This window comes from Anabaena sp. AL09 (genome assembly GCF_001672255.1).
Taxonomy (GTDB): Bacteria; Cyanobacteriota; Cyanobacteriia; order Cyanobacteriales; family Nostocaceae; genus Dolichospermum; species Dolichospermum lemmermannii.
Genome location: NZ_LJOQ01000106.1, coordinates 110,596 through 130,370 on the forward strand (window position 1 = coordinate 110,596; position 19,775 = coordinate 130,370).

Below are 19,775 nucleotides of genomic sequence, written 5' to 3' on the forward strand. Positions count from 1 at the left end.
CGCATAATATGAGCATTGTTACATTACAGTCAGTTAAGAAAGATTTTGGAATTAAAGAACTTTTAAAAGATGCTAATTTCAGCCTTGATACTAATGATAAAGTTGGTTTAATCGGCACTAATGGTTCTGGTAAATCAACTTTATTAAAAATGATTGCTAGACTAGAATCAATTGATAGTGGGCAAATTTTAGTGAATTCTGGGGCAAAAATTGTTTACTTGCCTCAACAGCCCGATATGGACGAAAATCACACTGTTTTAGAACAGGTATTCGCTGATAGTGGTGAACAAATGAACCTCGTCAAAGAATATGAAGAATTATCTGATAAATTGGCACATTATCCCGATGATAGTCAGTTAATGTCTCGTCTTTCTACTGTGATGGAGCGCATGGATGCAACTGGTGCATGGGAAGTAGAAACTAACGCCAAAATCATTTTAACAAAGTTAGGAATTGTTGATTTTGATGTGAAAGTTGGCACATTATCAGGGGGATATCGCAAACGAATTGCTTTAGCAGCAGCCTTGATATCAGAACCTGATTTATTATTAATGGATGAACCAACAAACCATCTTGATGCTTTGTCTGTAGAATGGTTACAAAGTTATTTAAATCGCTATCGCGGCGCACTTTTATTAATTACTCATGATCGTTATTTTTTAGATAAAGTTACTAATAGAATTATCGAAATTGATCGAGGTGATATTTACAATTACACAGGTAATTATTCCTATTATTTAGAAAAGAAAGCTTTAGCTGAAGAATCTGCTGTTAGCACTCAGCGGAAACATCAAGGTCTTTTACGCCGCGAATTAGAATGGTTAAAGAAAGGCCCAAAAGCTAGAAGTACCAAACAAAAAGCCAGAATTGATCGCGCTCATGAATTGAGAGATACTGAATTTAAAGAAATTAATGGTAAGGTTGATATTTCTACCGTTGGCCGACGGATTGGTAAGAAGGTTATTGAACTCAAAAATGTTAGTAAAGCCTACAATAACAGGACTTTAATTCATAATTTTACTTATGAATTTAGTCCAGAAGATCGGATTGGTATTATTGGCGGTAATGGTGCAGGTAAATCTACTTTAATGGATATTATGACTGCCAGAATCAAACCAGATTCCGGTAGTGTGGAAATTGGGACTACAATTCATATTGGTTATTTTAACCAACATTCAGAAGAATTGTTGACGGCTGTAGATGATAATCAACGAGTGATTGATTACATTAAGGAAGAAGGAGAATTTATTCAAATTTCCGACGGGACAAAAATCACTGCTTCCCAAATGTTAGAGAGATTTTTGTTTCCAGGAAATCAACAATATGCACCCATTAATAAACTTTCTGGTGGAGAAAAACGCCGTTTATTTTTATTACGGATTCTCATTAGTGCGCCCAATGTGTTGATTTTGGATGAACCGACTAATGATTTAGATGTGCAGACATTAGCAGTATTAGAAGACTATTTAGAAGATTTTAATGGTTGTGTGATTGTAGTTTCTCATGATCGTTACTTTTTAGATCGGACAGTAGACAGAATTTTTGCCTTAGAAGAAGGTGGAGGTTTACGTCAATATCCGGGTAATTATTCCATCTATTTAGATTATAAAAAAGCTGAAGAAGCAGAAAAACAAGAACCGTCAAAAACTGTAATTGTAGAATCAAAGGTTGTATCTCCAGTTGCAGAGACTAAAAAAGCCCGGAGGTTATCCAATTGGGAAAGACGGGAATTTGAGGAATTAGAACATAAAATTGCCAAGTTAGAAACAGAAAAAACAGCAGCAGAAAAGAAATTAACAACTGTGGTTGGAAATTATAGCCAAGTGCAAAAGCTATATGAAGAGGTGGAAACTCTCAAGAAAAATATTGATTTGTCCACAGAACGCTGGTTGGAATTAGCGGAAATGGATTCTTAGGTTGCAATTAAATTAATCGTCTTGTTGAAATCTTCAAATATACGTAGGGTGGGTTAGCAAAAGCGTAACCCACCATCTGATTAGGTAGTTATGTAAAATAAATTGCATATCTCATATAATTTATGCTTATAAGAGCTAATATATAGCTCCAACTTATTTAATAATTTAGGGATCTATTTATATTTAAGTTAATAGGCAAAAGTGACAAAATTGCAGCAATTATGTCCCTTTTTTTGGCTATTTTCAGTCCGTAATTGTCTATTTTTTAGTGATATTTTCAACCTAAAAGGGCAATTTTACGGATATTTGTGCGGAAAATGCTGTTATCATCAAGCTATTGAAGGTGACAAAACTGAAACAATTATGTCACTTTTATTTTGTCTAAGTCTCTAGACAGATGTTTTTATTTTTAATAGGATGTAGTCAGGAAATGAAAAATTACAACATTTCCAGATTTTTTGATTTTTTAAACCAAGGAGAATACCAAGATGGCTAATATTCAAATCTTTGAAATTAATGAAGATGGAGAATTACTAGTAAATGATCCAGCATTAGCAGGGGCGCTTCAAGAGTTAACGCCTGAAGAACTTAACATGATAACTGGTGGTAGAGGTTTTAACATCGGTAAATGTTCTCCTGATTCTACAGGTTTTAACATCGGTAACTGTACGGTCACTAAAACTGAAACTGTAATTGTAAAAGTAAAAGCACTACAATAGCTGCGATTTCGCTCACTAAATAAGCTGCGATTTCATAGCATCAAACCCAACAAATGCCTTGGGTTAAGCTGTTGCTTAACCCAACCTACAAGAAATTGCGAAGGGTAACATAAGGAATTTCTCAGATGACAATAATAGAAACTGTAAAACAAGCCAACTTGGTACGTGCGCGATTAATATCAGATAAAGTTTTTGAATTAATCATTTTGCCAACAGAACAGTGTAACTTTCGTTGTATTTATTGCTATGAAGATTTTTCCATAGGGAGAATGAAACCTGAAGTAATCTCAGGTATCAAAGCTCTTTTAGACAAACGATCTTCAAAGTTGAATTTTTTAAATCTATCCTGGTTTGGTGGTGAACCCCTGATTGCTAAGGATATTGTTTTAGATATCTCTGAATATGCTACATCTTTAGCAGCCAAAAATTCTCATTTGCAGTATTCAGGATCTATGACAACCAATGGTTATTTACTAGATATTAATACTGCTTCTGCTTTAGCTAATGTAGGGGTTACACATTACCAAATTTCCCTTGATGGACCAAAGGAAATTCATGATCAGAGCCGGATTCGAGCAGATGGTAAAGGTACATTTGAGCAAATTTGGAATAATTTACTAGCAATACGGGATAGTTCATTACCAGTTGCCATCTTGTTACGTCTTCATTTTAATCCAGATACATTTAACTTTCTTGATCCTCTGTTGGAAGATATTAAAAGAGAATTTTTACCCGATTCCAGGTTCTCTATTTTATTTAAAGGTATTGAGCATCTTGGTGGACCTAATGATAGTTCAATCAAGGTTTTTTCAGAGACTGAGAAGGAAGCAGCTAATAAAATACTTCAATCTAAATTATTTGGTGATGATTTAAAATCATCACAGAATGGTGATACACCAGCAGACTATGTTTGTTACGCTTCCCGTCCTAACTCTTTAATGATTCGTGCTAATGGAAAAGTCGGTAAATGTACAGTAGCGCTTACAGATGAACGTAATGACGTTGGTACTTTACAGCCAGATGGTCAGCTTAAACTTATACCAGGGCGTTTTGCTCCTTGGGTTCGTGGAATTGAAACCCTTGATTTTGAAACATTAGGTTGTCCTTTAGTTTCATTACCCAGTAGCGATGAAATTAGTGCTAATTTATCAAGAAAGTCTGTTGCTGTGTAAAAAAGGATTTTTTTCTCGTTTCCTCGTTCCCAGTCTTCGACTGGGAATGCTACTGAGAGGCTCTGCCTCCATAATTTAGTATCAATGAAGGCAGAGCCTTCCGTAATTCATTCCCATACAGAGTATGGTCTGCCTCCATAATTTAGTATCAATGAAGGCAGAGCCTTCCGTAATTCATTCCCATACAGAGTATGGGAACGAGAAACTATCATATCATTTGTTTATAATGAATGATAAAGAATAAAATACCCCATTTTAATATTATTAAAGATGGGGTTTTGTCTATTCTGAAATTAGTTAAATACTAATACTGTTGAGAATAAGTCCGGGTTGGAGATATTCGTAATTTACTAAACGTCCCTTATTATTCAATTCAATTTTTCTCTGTACCACACTCAATTCTTGCTGAAATTTATTCACAACTTGGTCAGCATTTGGATCTGTAAATTCTTCCTCTTCATAATATCCCAGTCTGTCATAACGATAGTCTGAAAGTATGTACACAGTTGATAATTGGGTATTTGTGGGCTTTGCTGGTGGTAGAAAATCTATCAGGGCTTGACGGTCTTCAATATCACCGTTTTGTTGAATTTCTTGATAAGCAGCTAGGGGCATATTAGGAATAAAACCCATGTATTCATATTGGGAGAAATTAACCGCCGAATGCTGAGGACCACAAATATATATGATAGTAGTAACAATCTCAACTAATTGTTCTAAGGTATCAATGCGATCGCTCATACCCTTAACTCTACCACCATCCTGAGCCACCAATTCCCGCGCCCAAGCTTGTAGTTCTCCGTCTGCTTTCAAGTCTGCTGGACTCTTGTAATAAAGCTGCAAATAGTTAAATACAAACTTATTAATCGCATTCCATAACAAAATTCCATCATCCCGATAAGGATAATGTGGCAAGTTTTTCACATCATCTACACCGCGATTTTTGAGTTCCCTGGGTAGAGCAAACTGGTCTAGACTCCAACTTTTATAGGCATCTACCACAATTTGCAATGATTCTTGCAGAGTTCCTGCTAATAATTCATCCACAAAACCGCCCCTACTAACCAGACGTTTGCGAGCTAAATCATTATTAGCCAACATAAACCGGAAATGGGGTCTGAGTAATATTCTCAGAGGATGATTTTCAGCCAGTTGACGCGGGGTGACAACAGCAAAGGGTTCCATTACTAAGTGAGTCCGACATAAATGGCTACTCATTTCATGATGATTAGCATCAGCAATTTGCACGCAGGACTTAGCATAAAACCAGGTTAAAGGGTCATCAAAAGGAGTCAGCAAGGGGCTGGCTTTACCTGCTTTGGGATTGATTTGAATGGCTACAGGGACTAATTGTCCTCGATCTTGAAAGCCCGAACTGCGCCAACAGAAAAAGGCCAGAGGTGCTGGTAGGTACTTTTTTCCTTTGGCATAAGTGCCACCTTGAATGAACGCCAAGGATCTATAATCAGCGACATATAGATTTCCTGTTGCCAATCTTTCGATTAAATTAATAGAATTGCCAAACTTAGCCTGTAATTCTTCGATGGTAAAGGCAAAGTTAGCTGGCATTTGCTTAATTTGACGTAAAACCATCGGATTCACCCCACAAAGCCGTTGTTCGGCGAAAGAATCATCGGTTTCATAGGTTTTCATCACATTAGGTTTTTGCAAAATTGGGAAAAAGTCCTCATAATCTTGCAATTCATCTAAAGGATCCCACATAGCATGAGTTTTAACAGCCATCATATTCAGAGGAAGTTCTGCTGCCTCTAATGTCCGTTCAGCAATATACTTAGTAGAGAAATTCTCTGCGGGAGGTACGCTTTTGAGCATCGCCATAGGAGGCAAAAAATCATACATGAATTGATACTCTTTGCGTCCTTTCTCTAGACAAGATTGGCGTTGTGCGGGGTTCGGGTCATTTTGAGGTAGAAATGGCTGCATGATATTTATTTATGATATGGACTAGGATATTTGGCTTAAGTAAGAGCGACGAGCTTTACCCACGCTAATAATAACATTGGTCAACATTTCTAATGCTAAGTCTTTCCCCGGACAAATGCGGCCAGCATGACGGGAACCAACGGAATTAAAACCCATGTGAAAAGGGCAAAGATTTTCTCTGTCTGCATTAAATTCATAAGCAGTTTTTCCCCAAAAATCTTCACTTAACATCCCCAAAAGCATAGGAATTAAAATTTTAGTTCCTTTCGGAAAGGTTCGCGCTTTACCCGCCAATGTCACCGTAAATGGTTCTGTAGCAACTCGGTGGGAGGCACTTACAGGCATAAACAGACGGGCGCATTCTAACAGAAAAAGTTGAATACTAGGACGATCATTAAGATCGAGCCTGTCCCAATAACTCTTAATGTCAATTTTATCAGTTTGACGACCTTGGTAAGCAGGAAGGGATTGATAACCCAATGCTGTTTTTCCCAAGTGTAGTGGCCCTTGCAACCCGGCAATACTCATTAAAGACACCATCAGTTTTGCAAGTTCTCGCCGCGTCATTTTATGATATTTAGGGTCGTTCTCTTGAAAATTAGCTAAGGCTGGAGAATTTTCGTAAATCGTCGCTACTTGCTCTACCAGTTCAGGAACTTGACGAAATCCCCATATATTTAACTTTTCTAAACTACTGCTGCCAGCAAAATAATATAATGTTCCCCTTTTGGTATAGTGCAAGGTTGTAATAATTTTTATTGTTGCTTGATCATCAGGATTAATACCAAAAATAACATAGTGAAGATACCGGACTAAAAAGCCCATCCAATCCCCTTGATCATTATTGAAAAATTCTTCTAAAGTATTATTGGTAATTCTATCTACATAATCAGCCGCTAACTTATTGAACAACCGTTGTGCTACTTGATCATTTTGACGCATTACCATTTCTTCATTAAAGAAGTAATTATCAACACACTTACGGAAAGCATGATAATTTTCCCCTCCGGCGGCTGCGTCTGAGAGAGTAATTAAAAGAACATTGCGACCTCCTTGATCAACTCCTGGACCATGACTAGAACTAAGCATGGAAGTTCCTAGTCTCCAGTCACGGGCTTGGGGTGAGGTTAAGGCGGTTTCTAGGGTTTTAAAGTCTCCTAAGACTACTTCCCCTGCACAACAAAAGGCATCCCCCAGCACTTGCCTTTTCCTATCTAGGTAAGGTGGATTATTGGCAATTGTTCCCTCTACAAAACTGATTATAGGTAGAAAGGTACGGCTGACTAGGTTTTGAGGGTTCTCTATTGCCCAAGCCTGAAAGTTATTCAGGGCTTTGTCTAACAATGATGGCTGAAGATTGGTTTTTGGTATGGTAGTTGGCTGCATAAAGGTTATTTTTCTTCCTAAGTATAAATAAATTTAGTCCATAATCAAGATGTTCAGATCCCCGACTTCTTTAAGAAGTCGGGGATCTATGTTCTATTATATTTAAACAACTTCTTAAAAAAACTTCCCATGAGCCAAACTGCCATAAATCTCGTTGCTATATTCGTCTTTCTCATGACTTTTTCCAGCCTGTTAGGACCATTAATACATCTTTCCCCAACGATACCAGCTTTAGCTACTGTGACATTTTTAGGAATTGCAACTTTAGATAATTTCAGCTTTCAGGGAAAGGGAGGAACGATAGTATTAGATTTAGTGGCGCGATTTTCTCCAGAATATAAAGAACGCATTTTACATCATGAAGCAGGTCATTTTCTCGTGGCTTACCTGTTAGGAATTCCGGTGACTAGCTACACTCTCAGCGCGTGGGAAGCTTGGAAAAAAGGACAACCAGGACAAGGGGGAATAACTTTAGAAGATAGGGAGTTAACAGCGCAAATAGAAAAAAGTCAAATTACTGCTCAAATGTTAGACCGTTATTGTACTATTTGGATGGCGGGAATTGCGGCGGAAACTTTGGTTTTCAATTCGGCTGAAGGTGGCAATGATGATAAAATTAAGTTAAATGAATTTTTGCAAGTTATCGGGTTTTCGGCAGCAGGTTATCAGCAAAAACAACGGTTTCATCTTCTTCAATCTAAAAATCTGATTCAGGAAAATTGGGATAGTTATCAAGCTTTGGTGACAGCAATGAGAAAAAGAGCTTCGATTGTCGAGTGTTTAGAAATAATTACCTCACACAAAGGCACTCCAGACGGGGAGAAAATGAGCGGTTATCACTAGAAATCTTTGACACTGAATCGGACGCACCTTCAAGGGTTTTCGGCATTCTCCTTATAATTCTTGCGTCCTGAAAATCCTCAAATCCTATAAATTCTGGTATGTTCACGCCCGAATATCAGGCAGTTAACCGTTTCCAAGAGAGTTCTTTGCCAATTTGATCCCAGTTCCAGCGTAATAAATGAGCGGGCTGATTAGCGGCAAATGTTGGTAAATTAATAGCTTGTCTAGGTGCGTCCGTAGCGAGGCTAATGGCGGTTTCTACGTCACAAATTCCCCATTTGACCAGATTTTGCACTCCCACTAATAATGGTAGGGTTGTTCCCGTTAATGTCCCATCTTGTAATCTGGCTGTACCGTTGATAATTTCTATTTGTCGGGTATCCCAAGGATAGATGCCGTCGGGTAATCCTAATGGTGCAAGGGCATCACTGACAATGAATAATCTTTCACTGGCACGCAGAAGAATTTTTAAGATCATCGGGGCAACGTGCTGACCATCGGCAATAAAAGCACAAAACACATCAGGATTGTTCATTGCTGCGCCTAATAGCCCTGGTTCGCGGTGGTGTAGGGGTGGCATGGCGTTGAAGGAATGAGTTATCATTGTAGCACCTTGAGTAAAGGCTTGTTGGGCTTCCGCTGCGGTGGCTTGAGAATGTCCTAAGCTGACGGTGATTCCCAAAGAACGCAAATATGGGATGACTTTCCCGGTGGTGTCTAATTCTGGTGCGAGGGTGATGAGTTTGACGATATGGGCATAATCTCCCAATACACGTTTAATTTGATCTATGGTGAGGGGAAGAAGATACTCGGCTGGATGTGCGCCGCGTTTGTAGTAGTTTAAAAATGGTCCTTCGAGGTGGACTCCGAGAATTTCTGCGGAGGTTGGAGAATTGGGGGTATAATTGGCGAGAATGGCAAGCGATCGCTGAATATTTTCGATAGAGGTGGTCACTAAGGTTGGTAAATAACCGTCAACTCCTGCTTCCCAAAGAAATGAAGAGATTTTTGGCAGCATAGAGGAATTTTTTACTGTTAATTCTGGAAAGGCCAAACCCAGTCCACCATTAATTTGTAAATCCACACCACCTAAAGAAATCCAGTCTCCAGACACATCTAAAACTTGTAAGTCTTGTCGTACAACTTTTTCCCATGCTGTATTCATAGACATAATTTGCTCAATTATGCCTGCTTGGTTAACTAAGATTCTTTGTAAATCTTGATAACCGGGGACTTTTGCGTTGATAATATCTACATTTGCCAGCATGGTATTTTTGTCAGTTGTTCGTTGTTCGTTGTCAGTTGTCAGTTGTCATTGGGAAGAAATATTCCCCTACTTCCCCTACTTCCCCTACTTCCCCCACTTCCCCTACTTCCTCTACTTCCCCTACTTCCCCTACTTCCTCTACTTCCCCAGTCCCCAATCCCCAGTCCCTAAATTATATGAGTCTCGAAGTTGGTATTATCATGGGTAGTGATTCCGATTTGCCTACAATGAAGGATGCGATCGCTATTTGCGAAGAATTTGGTATTGTAGTTGAAGTTGCCATTGTCTCTGCCCATCGTACCCCAGAACGAATGTTTGAATATGCTAAAACTGCACATCAACGCGGTATCAAGGTAATTATTGCTGGTGCAGGTGGTGCGGCACATCTTCCTGGTATGGTAGCATCTTTAACTCCTTTACCTGTTATTGGTGTTCCCGTCGCTACTCGAAATTTACAAGGTGTGGATTCTTTATATTCTATAGTGCAAATGCCAGCAGGAATACCTGTTGCTACTGTCGCTATTGGAAATTCTAAAAACGCTGGACTTTTAGCTGTCCAAATTCTTGCTACTCACCAACCAGAATTACTCGAAAAAGTGCAAGTTTATCGCCAAAGTCTTTGTAATATGGTCATGGAAAAGCAAGCTAAACTAGATCAGTTTGGATATGAAAAATATTTGCAACAATAGATATTAACATGATTTCATATATAAGCCGTGAACCCTCCTATTAACACCTCAGCCCAAACCCAAAATCGCAAAGCAGATCATATCCGCATCTGTTTAGAAGATAATGTCCAATCTCCAGTAATTACCACTGGGTTAGAAAAATATCGCTTTACCCATACTTGTTTACCAGAAATTGATGGTAAGGATATTGATGTGAGTACGACATTTTTGGGAAAATATCTCCATGCACCTTTGTTAATTTCCTCCATGACGGGAGGTACAGAACAAGCGGGAATTATTAACCGTCGTCTAGCCGAAGTTGCCCAAGAATACAAATTAGCAATGGGTGTAGGATCTGTAAGAGTGGCAGTGGAAAAACCCCAAGTTGCAAATACCTTTGCTGTTCGTAAATATGCGCCGGATATTCTCCTCTTTGCTAATTTAGGCGCGGTACAGCTTAATTATGATTATGGTATTGATGAATGTTTGCGAATTATTGATCTGGTGGAAGCCGATGCTTTGATTTTACATATTAACCCTTTGCAGGAATTCATTCAACCCAGGGGTGATACTAACTTTCATGGATTACTTGACAAAATATCTAACTTGTGCAACAACTTACCAGTTCCCGTAATTGCCAAAGAAGTAGGTAATGGAATTTCTGCAACTATGGCAGAAAAACTGATAGCTGTGGGAGTGCAAGCTATTGATGTGGCTGGCGCTGGTGGTACGTCTTGGGCAATGGTTGAAAGTGAACGGGCAGAAACTGTCTTACAGCGGCGTTTGGGGCAAACATTTGGGGACTGGGGGATACCCACAGCCGATTGTATTGCCAGTATTCGGGAGCATGATCCCGATGTTCCCTTAATTGCATCTGGGGGCTTACGCAATGGTTTAGATGTGGCTAAAGCGATCGCTTTAGGGGCTGATATTGCTGGTTTAGCAATGCCCTTTCTCAAAGCAGCAGCAGTATCGGAAGCGGCTGTAGTAGAATTGACAGAGGTATTAATTGCCGAAATCACCACTGTCTTATTTTGCACTGCTAACACCAATCTGTATAAATTAAAACAATCTCAAAATTTACAGTTAATAATTGACAAATAACAACTGACAACTGTACGGGCGAAGCATTTGGAGAACTATTTTTGGCAATGATCGATAATTTATCTTCTAAATGCTTCGCCCCTACTAACAACTAACAACTGACTTATAAATAACCAATGAATAATTTTCTTAAACAAACCTTAGCAAGTTTAATTGGCAGTTTACTAGGACTGACAATTTTCTCTGGAGTCAGCACAGTGGGATTCTTATTAATATTAATTGCGGTTGCTAGTTCTCAAAGTTCAACCCCAACAGTGAAAGATAAGTCAGTTTTAGTTTTCGACTTGTCTATGAATATCACCGATAGTGAACCTAATTCCAGTCAATTATTGCAAAAAACTTTTAGCGGTGTTGAAGAAAATAACATCACACTTCGCAAAATTGTGGAAACCTTAGATAAAGCCGGACGTGATCAAAATATTGTGGGTATTTATATAGATGGAACTAATGCTAATAGTGCAGTTGGTTATGCTTCCTTGAAAGAAATCCGTCAAGCATTAGAAAAATTCCGCAAAACTGGCAAAAAAATAATTGCTTATAGTACAGATTGGAGTGAAAAAGAATATTATTTAAGTTCCGTAGCCAATCAAATCGTAGTTAATCCTATGGGAGCAATGGAAATGAACGGTTTAAGTTCACAACCAATGTTCTTAGCGGGAGCATTTGAAAAATACGGTGTTGGGGTGCAGATTGTGCGGGTTGGTAAATTTAAGGGTGCAGTAGAACCGTTAATCCTCAATAAACTCAGCCCAGAGAACCGGGAACAAACGCAGAAATTGTTAGATGATGTGTGGGGAGAGTGGCGGAAATCTGTGGGTACAAGTAGAAACATTCTACCCCAAAAATTGCAAGCGATCGCTAATAGTCAACCAATTTTAGAAGCCACAGCAGCTAAATCTAATGGTTTAGTAGATACAATTGCTTATGAAGATCAAGTATTTACTGATTTGAAAAAATTAACTGGTAAGCAGGAAAAAGATAAAACATTCACAAAAATCAGCTTGAGTAATTATGCAGAAGTTCCTGGAAAATCCTTAGATTCAGATCATAAAATTGCCATTGTTTATGCAGAAGGAGAAATAGTCAACGGTAGCGGTGACGAAGGACAAATTGGCGGTGATAACTTTGCAAAAGTATTCTCAAAAATTAGGCAAAATAATCAAATAAAAGCAGTAGTTTTAAGAATTAATAGCCCTGGTGGTAGTGCTACCGCAGCCGAAATCATGCAGCGAGAAATCAAATTAACTCGTCAAATTAAACCCGTCATCGTTTCCATGGGAGATGTGGCTGCTTCCGGTGGTTATTGGATTGCTAGTGATTCCAACCGCATTTTTGCCCAAGCTAACACAATTACAGGTTCTATTGGTGTTTTTGGCGTATTATTTAATGGTCAAAAATTGGGCAATAATAATGGCATAACTTGGGATTCCGTGAAAACATCCCAATATGCAGATCAACAAACCATTTCCCGTCCTAAATCACCTCAAGAATTAGCAGTTTATCAACGCAGTGTTAACCGCATTTATAACCTATTCTTGGAGAAAGTTTCCCAAGGACGGAAAATCCCAACTGCAAAAGTAGCAGAAATCGCCCAAGGAAGAGTTTGGTCAGGAACAGCAGCCAAACAAATCGGTCTAGTTGATGAAATTGGTGGTTTAAATGTAGCCATTGAATATGCAGCTAAACAAGCAAAATTAGGAACTGATTGGGAAATACAAGAATATCCCAGAGTTAGTACATTTCCAGAACGCTTATTTGGTAAAAAATTAGATGAAACAAAAGCCAAACTAGGAATAGAAAAAACCCAAACTAAAAATTCCAACCCCCTCATAAATGAATTGGGAAAATTACAACAGGAAATAAAAACTTTACAAACAATGAATGACCCTCAAGGGATTTATACTCGTTTACCCGTTAACTTCAAAATTGAATAGGGAATAATTATTAATCCAACTCCTCCTAGTAGTCTGTCAATCCAAAAATGACGGATGAAGACAAGCAGGGTGAGCAGGGGAGGAATAGAACCATTAACCATTAAAATGTCTTTAACAGACTACTTGTTAATTAACTAACAGCTTTTTGTTGCTGATATAACTGCTTAAATAAAGCTTGCTGTTGTTTATGATCAACAATTGGTTGCGGATAATTTGTTCCATAATAATCTAACGGGGGAATTTTCCCAGTTACCAAATATTCTGGATCTACATAACGCAATTCTGGTATCCATTGCCGAATATACTCTGCTTCTGCATCAAATTTTTGGGTTTGACTAGCTGGATTAAAAATGCGTAATGGTTGGGGGTCCATACCACTAGAAGCACTCCATTGCCAACCTCCATTATTAGCAGATAAATCACCATCAATGAGTTTCTGCATAAAATATTTTTCTCCCCATTGGGGATTAATAATTAAATCTTTAGTCAAGAAACTGGCAACAATCATTCTACATCTATTGTGCATCCAGCCTGTTTCATTTAATTGCCGCATAGCCGCGTCAACTATAGGATAACCTGTTTTGCCCTCACACCAAGCCTGAAAATATGTTTCATTATTTTGCCAAGGGAAGGTTTTAAAAGTATCTCTATATGCACCATTAGCTAAGGCTGGAAAATGGTACATAGCGTGTTGAAAAAATTCCCGCCATGCTAATTCTTTTTGCCATGTTTGGATACTGGCATTTACTTCTTCACTATTACTATTTGCTAAGGCTTCTATAGTAGTTTGCCAAATAGTTCTAATACCAATGATACCAAACTTCAAAGCTGCACTTAATTGAGATGTACCATCAACTGCGGGAAAATTCCGCTGTTCTTGATATCCATTAATAGCAGATTTTGCAAAATTATCTAATTTTTCTTGTGCTGCCAATTCTCCGGGAGAAATTATTAATTCTGCATCCCAAATAAAACCTAAATCTTCAGCAGCAGGTAAATTAACTGTTCCCTCTTGTTGAGCAATTTCTTCTTCTTTAGCTGTTAAATTCTCTAGATTTGCTAAAGTTTTAACAGGTTTAGCTTTAGATTTAGTAATCCAATTTTTCCAGAAAGGAGTATAAACAGTATAGGGAGTTTTTGCACCGCTAAAAATTTCCGTTGGAGATTGCAATAATTGATCCCAATTATAGTTAAGAAATTCAATTCCTTCAACTTTCAAAGCCTCACTTACTGCTAAATCTCTTATTTGGGAATAAGGTTCAACATCCCAATTCCAAAATACTGCTTTTGCTTTCAATGCTGCTGCTAATTTAGGAATTGCAATAACAGGATCATTTTGTAAAATCAATAATTGACTACCCGCTTGCTGATATCTTTCCTGAAGAGATTGCAAACACCCCATCATATACTTTACCCTAACAGGGGCAATATCATCACCTTCGAGAATTTGGGGATCTAGACAAAATACACCCACAATCTTCGCACTTTTTTCTCTAGCCGCAGCTAGTCCCGTATGATCAGAAATGCGTAAATCTCGACGATGCCAAAACAGAATTAGATCAGACATGGAATATTAATATAGTTCTGATATACTAAATAAGATTATACCAACTTTATGTAAAGCTGCACAGAATAATCATCATTCATATTTATCTGTGTTTATCCGCGTTCATCTGCGTTCAAATAATCTTAAAATCTTACAATTTAGTATTACACCAAACTTGCACAACCCGACCTGTAACTTCTTGACCAAACCAAGGAGTATTATAAGAAAGTGTCTGAAGATTTGCCTTATTTACCTGCCAAATTTGCAGAGGATTAAATAAAGTTAACTCGGCTTTTTCACCGGGTTGAATCGCTTTAACTTCTTGTTGTAAACAAGCCGCAGGTTGATGACTCAAAACGCGCCATAATTCCAAAGCTGTAAATTCCCCAGTCGCTACGAGATTTTGCCAAAGTAGGGGTAATGCTAATTCTAAACCAATTGCCCCCGGTGGTGATTCGGCAAAGGCTTGAACTTTCTCCTCATAAGTATAAGGTGCGTGATCAATAGCGATCGCATCTATTACCCCTGTTCTTACCGCTTCCCGCAAGCATAGCATATCTTGGTGATTTCCCAAGGGCGGATCTAAATGCAAGGATGTGTGATAACTTCTAATAGCTGTTGTATCTAGTAAAACGTGCATCCATGTGGTACTAGCGGTAACAGGCACACCTTGAGCTTTAGCTTGAGCAATTAATTCGACACTGCGAGCAGTGGAAACACGCATAATGTGGACTGGTGTACCAATATCCGCAACTAATTCTAATAATGCGGCAATAGCCGTTGTTTCCGCACTGGCTGGAATCGGGGGTAAACCTATTCGCAAGGCTTCCGCACCTTCTCGCATCCTACCATTAGCCGCTAAATGGCGATCGCATGGCCAAAAAGCCACCGGTTTGCCAAAGGGTTGCAGATACTCCAAAACCCGTCTAACTATCCCCAAATTGTCCCAAGGTTTAGCATCAGTAAAACCCACAACCCCCGCTGCGGCTAAATCTGCTACCTCTGTTAATTGTTTACCTGCTAAATCCAAGGTAATTGCCCCCCAGATGTGCAAATGGGGACAAGGTTTTTCCCTATCTCTCTGTTGCTGTAAATGTGTCACTAAAGCAGGTTTATCAATGGGTGGTGATGTATCTGGTAAAACACCAACTCTAGTAAAACCACCAGCAGCGGCAGCTTGTAATAAAGAACTTAAAGTTTCTCGTTCTTCAAATCCCGGTTCGCCTGAATGACTATATAAATCAACTAATCCAGCCCCAAGAATTAAGCCTTGACAATCACGAATAGAAGTATCAGCACTAAAATCTGTAATTTGTGGGACGATCTCTTGAATATAACCATCAATAATTAATACATCTGTTACTGTGTCAGTTTTCTGCACAGGATCAATTACTCTTACTTGTTTTAATAGTTCTTTAGTCATTGGTCAGTTGTCAGTTGTCAGTTGTTAGTTGTCATTGGTCATGGGAAAAATTCTTTTTCACTCCCCCTACTCCCCCTACTCCCCCTACTTCCCCTACTTCCCCTACTCCCCTACTCCCCTACTCCCCTACTCCCCTACTCCCCCTACCCCTACCCCTGGCCAGTAAACCAGGAGTTTAAAAGAGGTAAATACAGATTTACAACCTATGCAGCAAATTAAAGCCGTGCGAATCAGTACCACAGGTGCTAAATAAATCGAATTTTTCCGCTAATTGTTGAACTTCCTCAGTTTCCACCACACTAGGTTTCCAAGGTTTAGGATTATTGTAAGCGTAGAAAGTCTCAACACCATCAATACCATCACCCGCAGCCGCAGGAATGAGGTCAAAATGCGATCGCCTATACCGGGCTGGGTGAGCAAGTACCGCTAGTCCTCCTGCTTCGTGAATAGCTGTAATCACGTTAACTGCTTGATAAGCCTTGCCGACACTAGGAATTTTTTGTAAGTATGGCTTCATACTGGGATGTTCTGACTCAAAAGCATAAGCCAGAATGTGAACTTCATTATCCAGCAGATTGGCATTAATTTCTGCACCACTCCACAAATATGGAACATGAGCATCAGAATTACTCCACTTCCAATCTTCCAACCAAGTCAGGGCTGCTTGGTAGCCACTGATACTGTGATGATCAGTGATAGCCAGACCTTTTAAGCCAATTGCGATCGCTTGACTCATCAAATCACCCGGTTCTAGTTTGCCATCCGAGTGAACCGTGTGCATATGAAAATTAAATAACTGGGGACAACTTTGTGCATCAATGCGTTGGAATACTTGCTTTAGTAGTTCCTTAGAAACAGTAGTCCGGGCAAAATTTATAACCATAACCCCTCTACACGAAAATTACATTTTTCTCAAAACACCAACACGCCACACTTATAAATGAGATATAACCAATACCACTAACCAGTAAATACAGATACTTCCTCAACTGCACCAATTGATTTTTGCAATATGTTAAGACTACGTTAGCAAATATTAACGCTGATGGCGATGAGTATTTTTAATTACTTCCATCAAGAAAATATGAATTTTGCGTATAGGTTCTATCTGTATACCACCATTGTTACAACAAACCGACTAATTCACCTGCTCCAGTGACAACTTCACCAATTATATTAGCGGAGATATCCTGAGATTGAAAATGAGTAATTACCTGTTCTGCTTGCTGGGGTGGAACTAATAACACAAAGCCAATACCCATATTAAATGTATTATACATAGCCTCAGCACCCACAGAACCAGCCGCAGCTAACCAATGAAAGACAGGAGGAATAGTCCAACTATCAGGGATCATTTTAATCCCTTGACCCTTACTTAAACATCTTGGTAAATTTTCTGGTAAACCGCCACCAGTAATGTGAGCCATGCCATGAATCTCTAAATCTGATTGCAACGCAGCTAAAACAGATTTTACATAAATGCGTGTAGGAGTGAGACAAGTTTCCCCAATAGATGCACCATTTAATAAATCTGGGGTATCAGTCCAAGCAAAACCACCATCACTGACAATTTTTCTGACTAAACTCAACCCATTACTATGGACACCTGAACTAGCTAAACCGATAGCTACGTCACCCACCTGCATCTGGGAACCATCTAGCATTCGGCTCTTTTCCACAATTCCCACGCAAAAACCCGCCAAATCGTATTCACCAACTTGGTAAAAACCGGGCATTTCCGCCGTTTCTCCCCCCAATAAAGCCGAACCAGCTAATTTACAACCGGTAGCGATTCCTGCTACCACCTGAGTTAATTGTTCCTTATCTAACTTACCTGTAGCCACATAATCTAGAAAAAACAGCGGTTCTGCACCCGATGTCAACACATCATTAACGCACATCCCCACCAAATCTATGCCCACAGTATCATGACGATTGAGAATTTGAGCTATTTTCAGCTTTGTCCCCACACCATCTGTCCCGGAAACCAAAACTGGTTCTTTGTAACCTGTGGGGAGTTGAAAGCAACCACCAAAGCCACCTAGTCCCCCTAAAACCTCTTTTCTAAAGGTGCTGTGAACCAAATTGCGAATTTGATCTACAAAAGCTCTACCCGCTTCAACATCAACGCCTGCATCCCGATAATCCATGCCTAATTACACCGTTATCAATTCATAATTTAGGTTATTATTATCACACAAATTATGTACTCAAGACTTTTTTTGATAATTTGTGATTAATCCCGATCAATCATTGTATCCTAAATAATCAAAGATTGCTATCTAAAAATTTGGTAAATCAAGTGAGTAGCCAACTAACCCAATTTTATTACACAGCCCAGCACAAACCAAACCAATTGATTTATGGTAGCGGTCAAACCGCAGTAATTACAGGGTGGATGGTGAAGCAAGCTGTAGCTAAACATCTACAATCAAACGAATATGCTGTAATTGGACAGTTATACTCACCGACTAGGGGTATAAACTTACTAATTCGCAATTTGTTACTAAATCCCCACGTTCACTATTTAGTTATTCTCAATGCCACCAAAGAAGATAAAAACGCCGGTGCTTGTCAATGTTTAGGCGATTTTTTCCGTCATGGTGTGGAAGAAAATATTAGTGATGCGGGGCGAAAATCTTGGGTAATTCGTTCTCAAATTCCTGGTTATATTGATATTGATATTGATATCAATGCCTTGGAAAAATTACGCCATTCCGTAGAAATTCAAGACGCTATATCAATTTCTGATGCTGTCGAGAAAATTCAATATTACGCCCAAAAAGAAATAGTAGCACCTTGGGGAATGCCTGTAGAATTTCCCATGACTACAGTTGAACCAACGGTTTTGCCAGGAACACGCTATGGACACAGAATTGAAGGCAAAACCATCGCGGAAACTTGGGTAAAAATCATTCACAGAATTAAAACCACTGGCACAATTAGACCAACTGGTTATGATGGCAAATGGCAAGAATTGATAGATTTAATGGCAGTTGTCACCGACGAACCGGAAGATTTATATTTTCCTGAACCCAATTATTTACCAATTGATAGAAGTTTCTTAGCAGAATATATTTCCCAAATTTTAGATGATGCACCCAATCGAGAAGGAGTAAAATACACCTATGGACAACGGTTACGTTCTTGGTTTGGACGAGATCAAATTGAAAAGGTAATTGAAAAACTAGCCAATGATATTGATTCCGCTAGGGCTGTAATGTCTTTATGGGATGCTAGTCAAGATGACAATGACAATCCACCTTGTCTTAATCATATTTGGGTGAGAATAGTTGATAATGAACTCTCTTTAACAGCGACATTCAGAAGTAATGATATGTTTTCAGCTTGGCCAGCAAATGCCATGGGATTAAGGGCTTTACAAAAATATATTTATAATTCTTTAATTAAAAAAACTGACCATACATTAAAAATGGGGGCATTAATTACCATTAGTCAAAGCGCTCATATTTATGATGATTGTTTTGAAAATGTCGCTAATGTCATTTCATCTCAATATCCTAAAATTTCTCAGCAAAAAGACTATTTTGATCCTGCTGGTAGTTTTATTATTACTATCCAGGATAATCAAATTATTGTCGAACATACAACTCCTGGTTCTGGAGAGGTAGTTAATTGTTATTCCGGTAAATCTGCACATAAACTTTCCCAGCAAATATTCACAGATTGTCCTGGTTTACAAGTTTCTCATGCAATGTACTTAGGTGTAGAATTGCAAAAAGCGGAAATGGCTTTGTTAATGAAAGAACAGTTTATTTATGAACAGGATAAATCAGTAAAATTGAAGATACATCAATATAGTAACCTGAAATAGTGTAGGTTGGGTTGACGC

17 protein-coding genes are annotated in these 19,775 nt (G+C 38.7%); 8 read left to right on the forward strand and 9 right to left on the reverse strand.

Features of this window, described 5'->3' with window-relative positions:
- Positions 1 to 8: 8 nt before the first annotated feature.
- From AN490_RS22265 to AN490_RS22275, 3 genes are all read left to right on the forward strand, one after another.
- The gene (locus tag AN490_RS22265; protein WP_300007124.1) at positions 9 to 1,916 is read left to right on the forward strand and encodes an ABC-F family ATP-binding cassette domain-containing protein; all 1,908 of its coding nucleotides are present in this window, start codon (positions 9 to 11) and stop codon (positions 1,914 to 1,916) included.
- 488 nt (positions 1,917 to 2,404) lie between these two features.
- Complete coding sequence (locus tag AN490_RS22270; protein ID WP_300007126.1) at positions 2,405 to 2,635, forward strand: hypothetical protein; 231 nt, start codon at positions 2,405 to 2,407, stop codon at positions 2,633 to 2,635.
- Between the two features lie 125 nt (positions 2,636 to 2,760).
- Positions 2,761 to 3,807, forward strand: coding sequence for a radical SAM protein (locus AN490_RS22275; RefSeq protein WP_300007128.1), 1,047 nt, complete (start codon positions 2,761 to 2,763; stop codon positions 3,805 to 3,807).
- Positions 3,808 to 4,104: 297 nt separating this feature from the next.
- Here AN490_RS22275 and AN490_RS22280 read toward each other — a convergent pair whose 3' ends face one another.
- Together AN490_RS22280 and AN490_RS22285 are read right to left on the reverse strand one after the other, a co-directional pair.
- Entirely contained in the window at positions 4,105 to 5,751 is a 1,647-nt protein-coding gene (locus AN490_RS22280) for a lipoxygenase family protein (protein WP_300007130.1), read from the reverse strand.
- Positions 5,752 to 5,772: 21 nt separating this feature from the next.
- Positions 5,773 to 7,137: a cytochrome 450 gene (locus tag AN490_RS22285; protein WP_300007133.1), complete on the reverse strand. Its 1,365-nt coding sequence runs from the start codon at positions 7,135 to 7,137 to the stop codon at positions 5,773 to 5,775.
- Between the two features lie 129 nt (positions 7,138 to 7,266).
- Here AN490_RS22285 and AN490_RS22290 point away from each other — a divergent pair, with 129 nt between their 5' ends.
- Positions 7,267 to 7,980 carry an ATP-dependent Zn protease gene (locus tag AN490_RS22290; RefSeq protein ID WP_300007135.1) on the forward strand — a complete coding sequence of 238 codons (714 nt, stop codon included), beginning with the start codon at positions 7,267 to 7,269 and terminating at the stop codon, positions 7,978 to 7,980.
- A gap of 115 nt (positions 7,981 to 8,095) precedes the next feature.
- Here the strand turns inward: AN490_RS22290 and nagA are convergent, their stop codons facing one another.
- Complete coding sequence (gene nagA / locus AN490_RS22295) at positions 8,096 to 9,247, reverse strand: N-acetylglucosamine-6-phosphate deacetylase (RefSeq protein ID WP_300007137.1); 1,152 nt, start codon at positions 9,245 to 9,247, stop codon at positions 8,096 to 8,098.
- 31 nt (positions 9,248 to 9,278) lie between these two features.
- Entirely contained in the window at positions 9,279 to 9,404 is a 126-nt protein-coding gene (locus AN490_RS22300) for a hypothetical protein (protein WP_300007140.1), read from the reverse strand.
- Positions 9,405 to 9,423: 19 nt separating this feature from the next.
- Here AN490_RS22300 and purE point away from each other — a divergent pair, with 19 nt between their 5' ends.
- Positions 9,424 to 9,936, forward strand: coding sequence for a 5-(carboxyamino)imidazole ribonucleotide mutase (gene purE / locus AN490_RS22305; RefSeq protein ID WP_168697343.1), 513 nt, complete (start codon positions 9,424 to 9,426; stop codon positions 9,934 to 9,936).
- Positions 9,937 to 9,963: 27 nt separating this feature from the next.
- The gene (fni, locus tag AN490_RS22310) at positions 9,964 to 11,019 is read left to right on the forward strand and encodes a type 2 isopentenyl-diphosphate Delta-isomerase (RefSeq protein WP_300007143.1); all 1,056 of its coding nucleotides are present in this window, start codon (positions 9,964 to 9,966) and stop codon (positions 11,017 to 11,019) included.
- On the opposite strand, the gene AN490_RS22315 is transcribed toward fni, so the two are convergent.
- The gene (locus AN490_RS22315; protein ID WP_300007146.1) at positions 10,958 to 11,110 is read right to left on the reverse strand and encodes a hypothetical protein; all 153 of its coding nucleotides are present in this window, start codon (positions 11,108 to 11,110) and stop codon (positions 10,958 to 10,960) included. The two genes, fni and AN490_RS22315, sit on opposite strands and share 62 nt — an antisense overlap.
- Positions 11,111 to 11,135: 25 nt before the next feature.
- Between AN490_RS22315 and sppA the strand changes: the two genes are divergently transcribed.
- Positions 11,136 to 12,953 (forward strand): signal peptide peptidase SppA, encoded by a 1,818-nt coding sequence (gene sppA / locus AN490_RS22320; protein WP_300007150.1) that lies wholly within the window; start codon positions 11,136 to 11,138, stop codon positions 12,951 to 12,953.
- 130 nt (positions 12,954 to 13,083) lie between these two features.
- Here the strand turns inward: sppA and AN490_RS22325 are convergent, their stop codons facing one another.
- From AN490_RS22325 to purM, 4 genes are all read right to left on the reverse strand, one after another.
- Positions 13,084 to 14,520: an FAD-binding domain-containing protein gene (locus AN490_RS22325; protein WP_300007151.1), complete on the reverse strand. Its 1,437-nt coding sequence runs from the start codon at positions 14,518 to 14,520 to the stop codon at positions 13,084 to 13,086.
- Between the two features lie 130 nt (positions 14,521 to 14,650).
- The gene (locus AN490_RS22330) at positions 14,651 to 15,922 is read right to left on the reverse strand and encodes a dihydroorotase (protein ID WP_300007153.1); all 1,272 of its coding nucleotides are present in this window, start codon (positions 15,920 to 15,922) and stop codon (positions 14,651 to 14,653) included.
- A 196-nt stretch (positions 15,923 to 16,118) separates the two neighbouring features.
- Positions 16,119 to 16,805 (reverse strand): PHP domain-containing protein, encoded by a 687-nt coding sequence (locus tag AN490_RS22335; protein WP_300007155.1) that lies wholly within the window; start codon positions 16,803 to 16,805, stop codon positions 16,119 to 16,121.
- A gap of 241 nt (positions 16,806 to 17,046) precedes the next feature.
- Positions 17,047 to 18,072 (reverse strand): phosphoribosylformylglycinamidine cyclo-ligase, encoded by a 1,026-nt coding sequence (gene purM / locus AN490_RS22340; protein WP_300007157.1) that lies wholly within the window; start codon positions 18,070 to 18,072, stop codon positions 17,047 to 17,049.
- A gap of 152 nt (positions 18,073 to 18,224) precedes the next feature.
- On the opposite strand from purM, the gene AN490_RS22345 reads away from it, so the two are divergent.
- Entirely contained in the window at positions 18,225 to 19,757 is a 1,533-nt protein-coding gene (locus AN490_RS22345; RefSeq protein ID WP_300007159.1) for a thymidylate synthase, read from the forward strand.
- Positions 19,758 to 19,775: the final 18 nt, after the last annotated feature.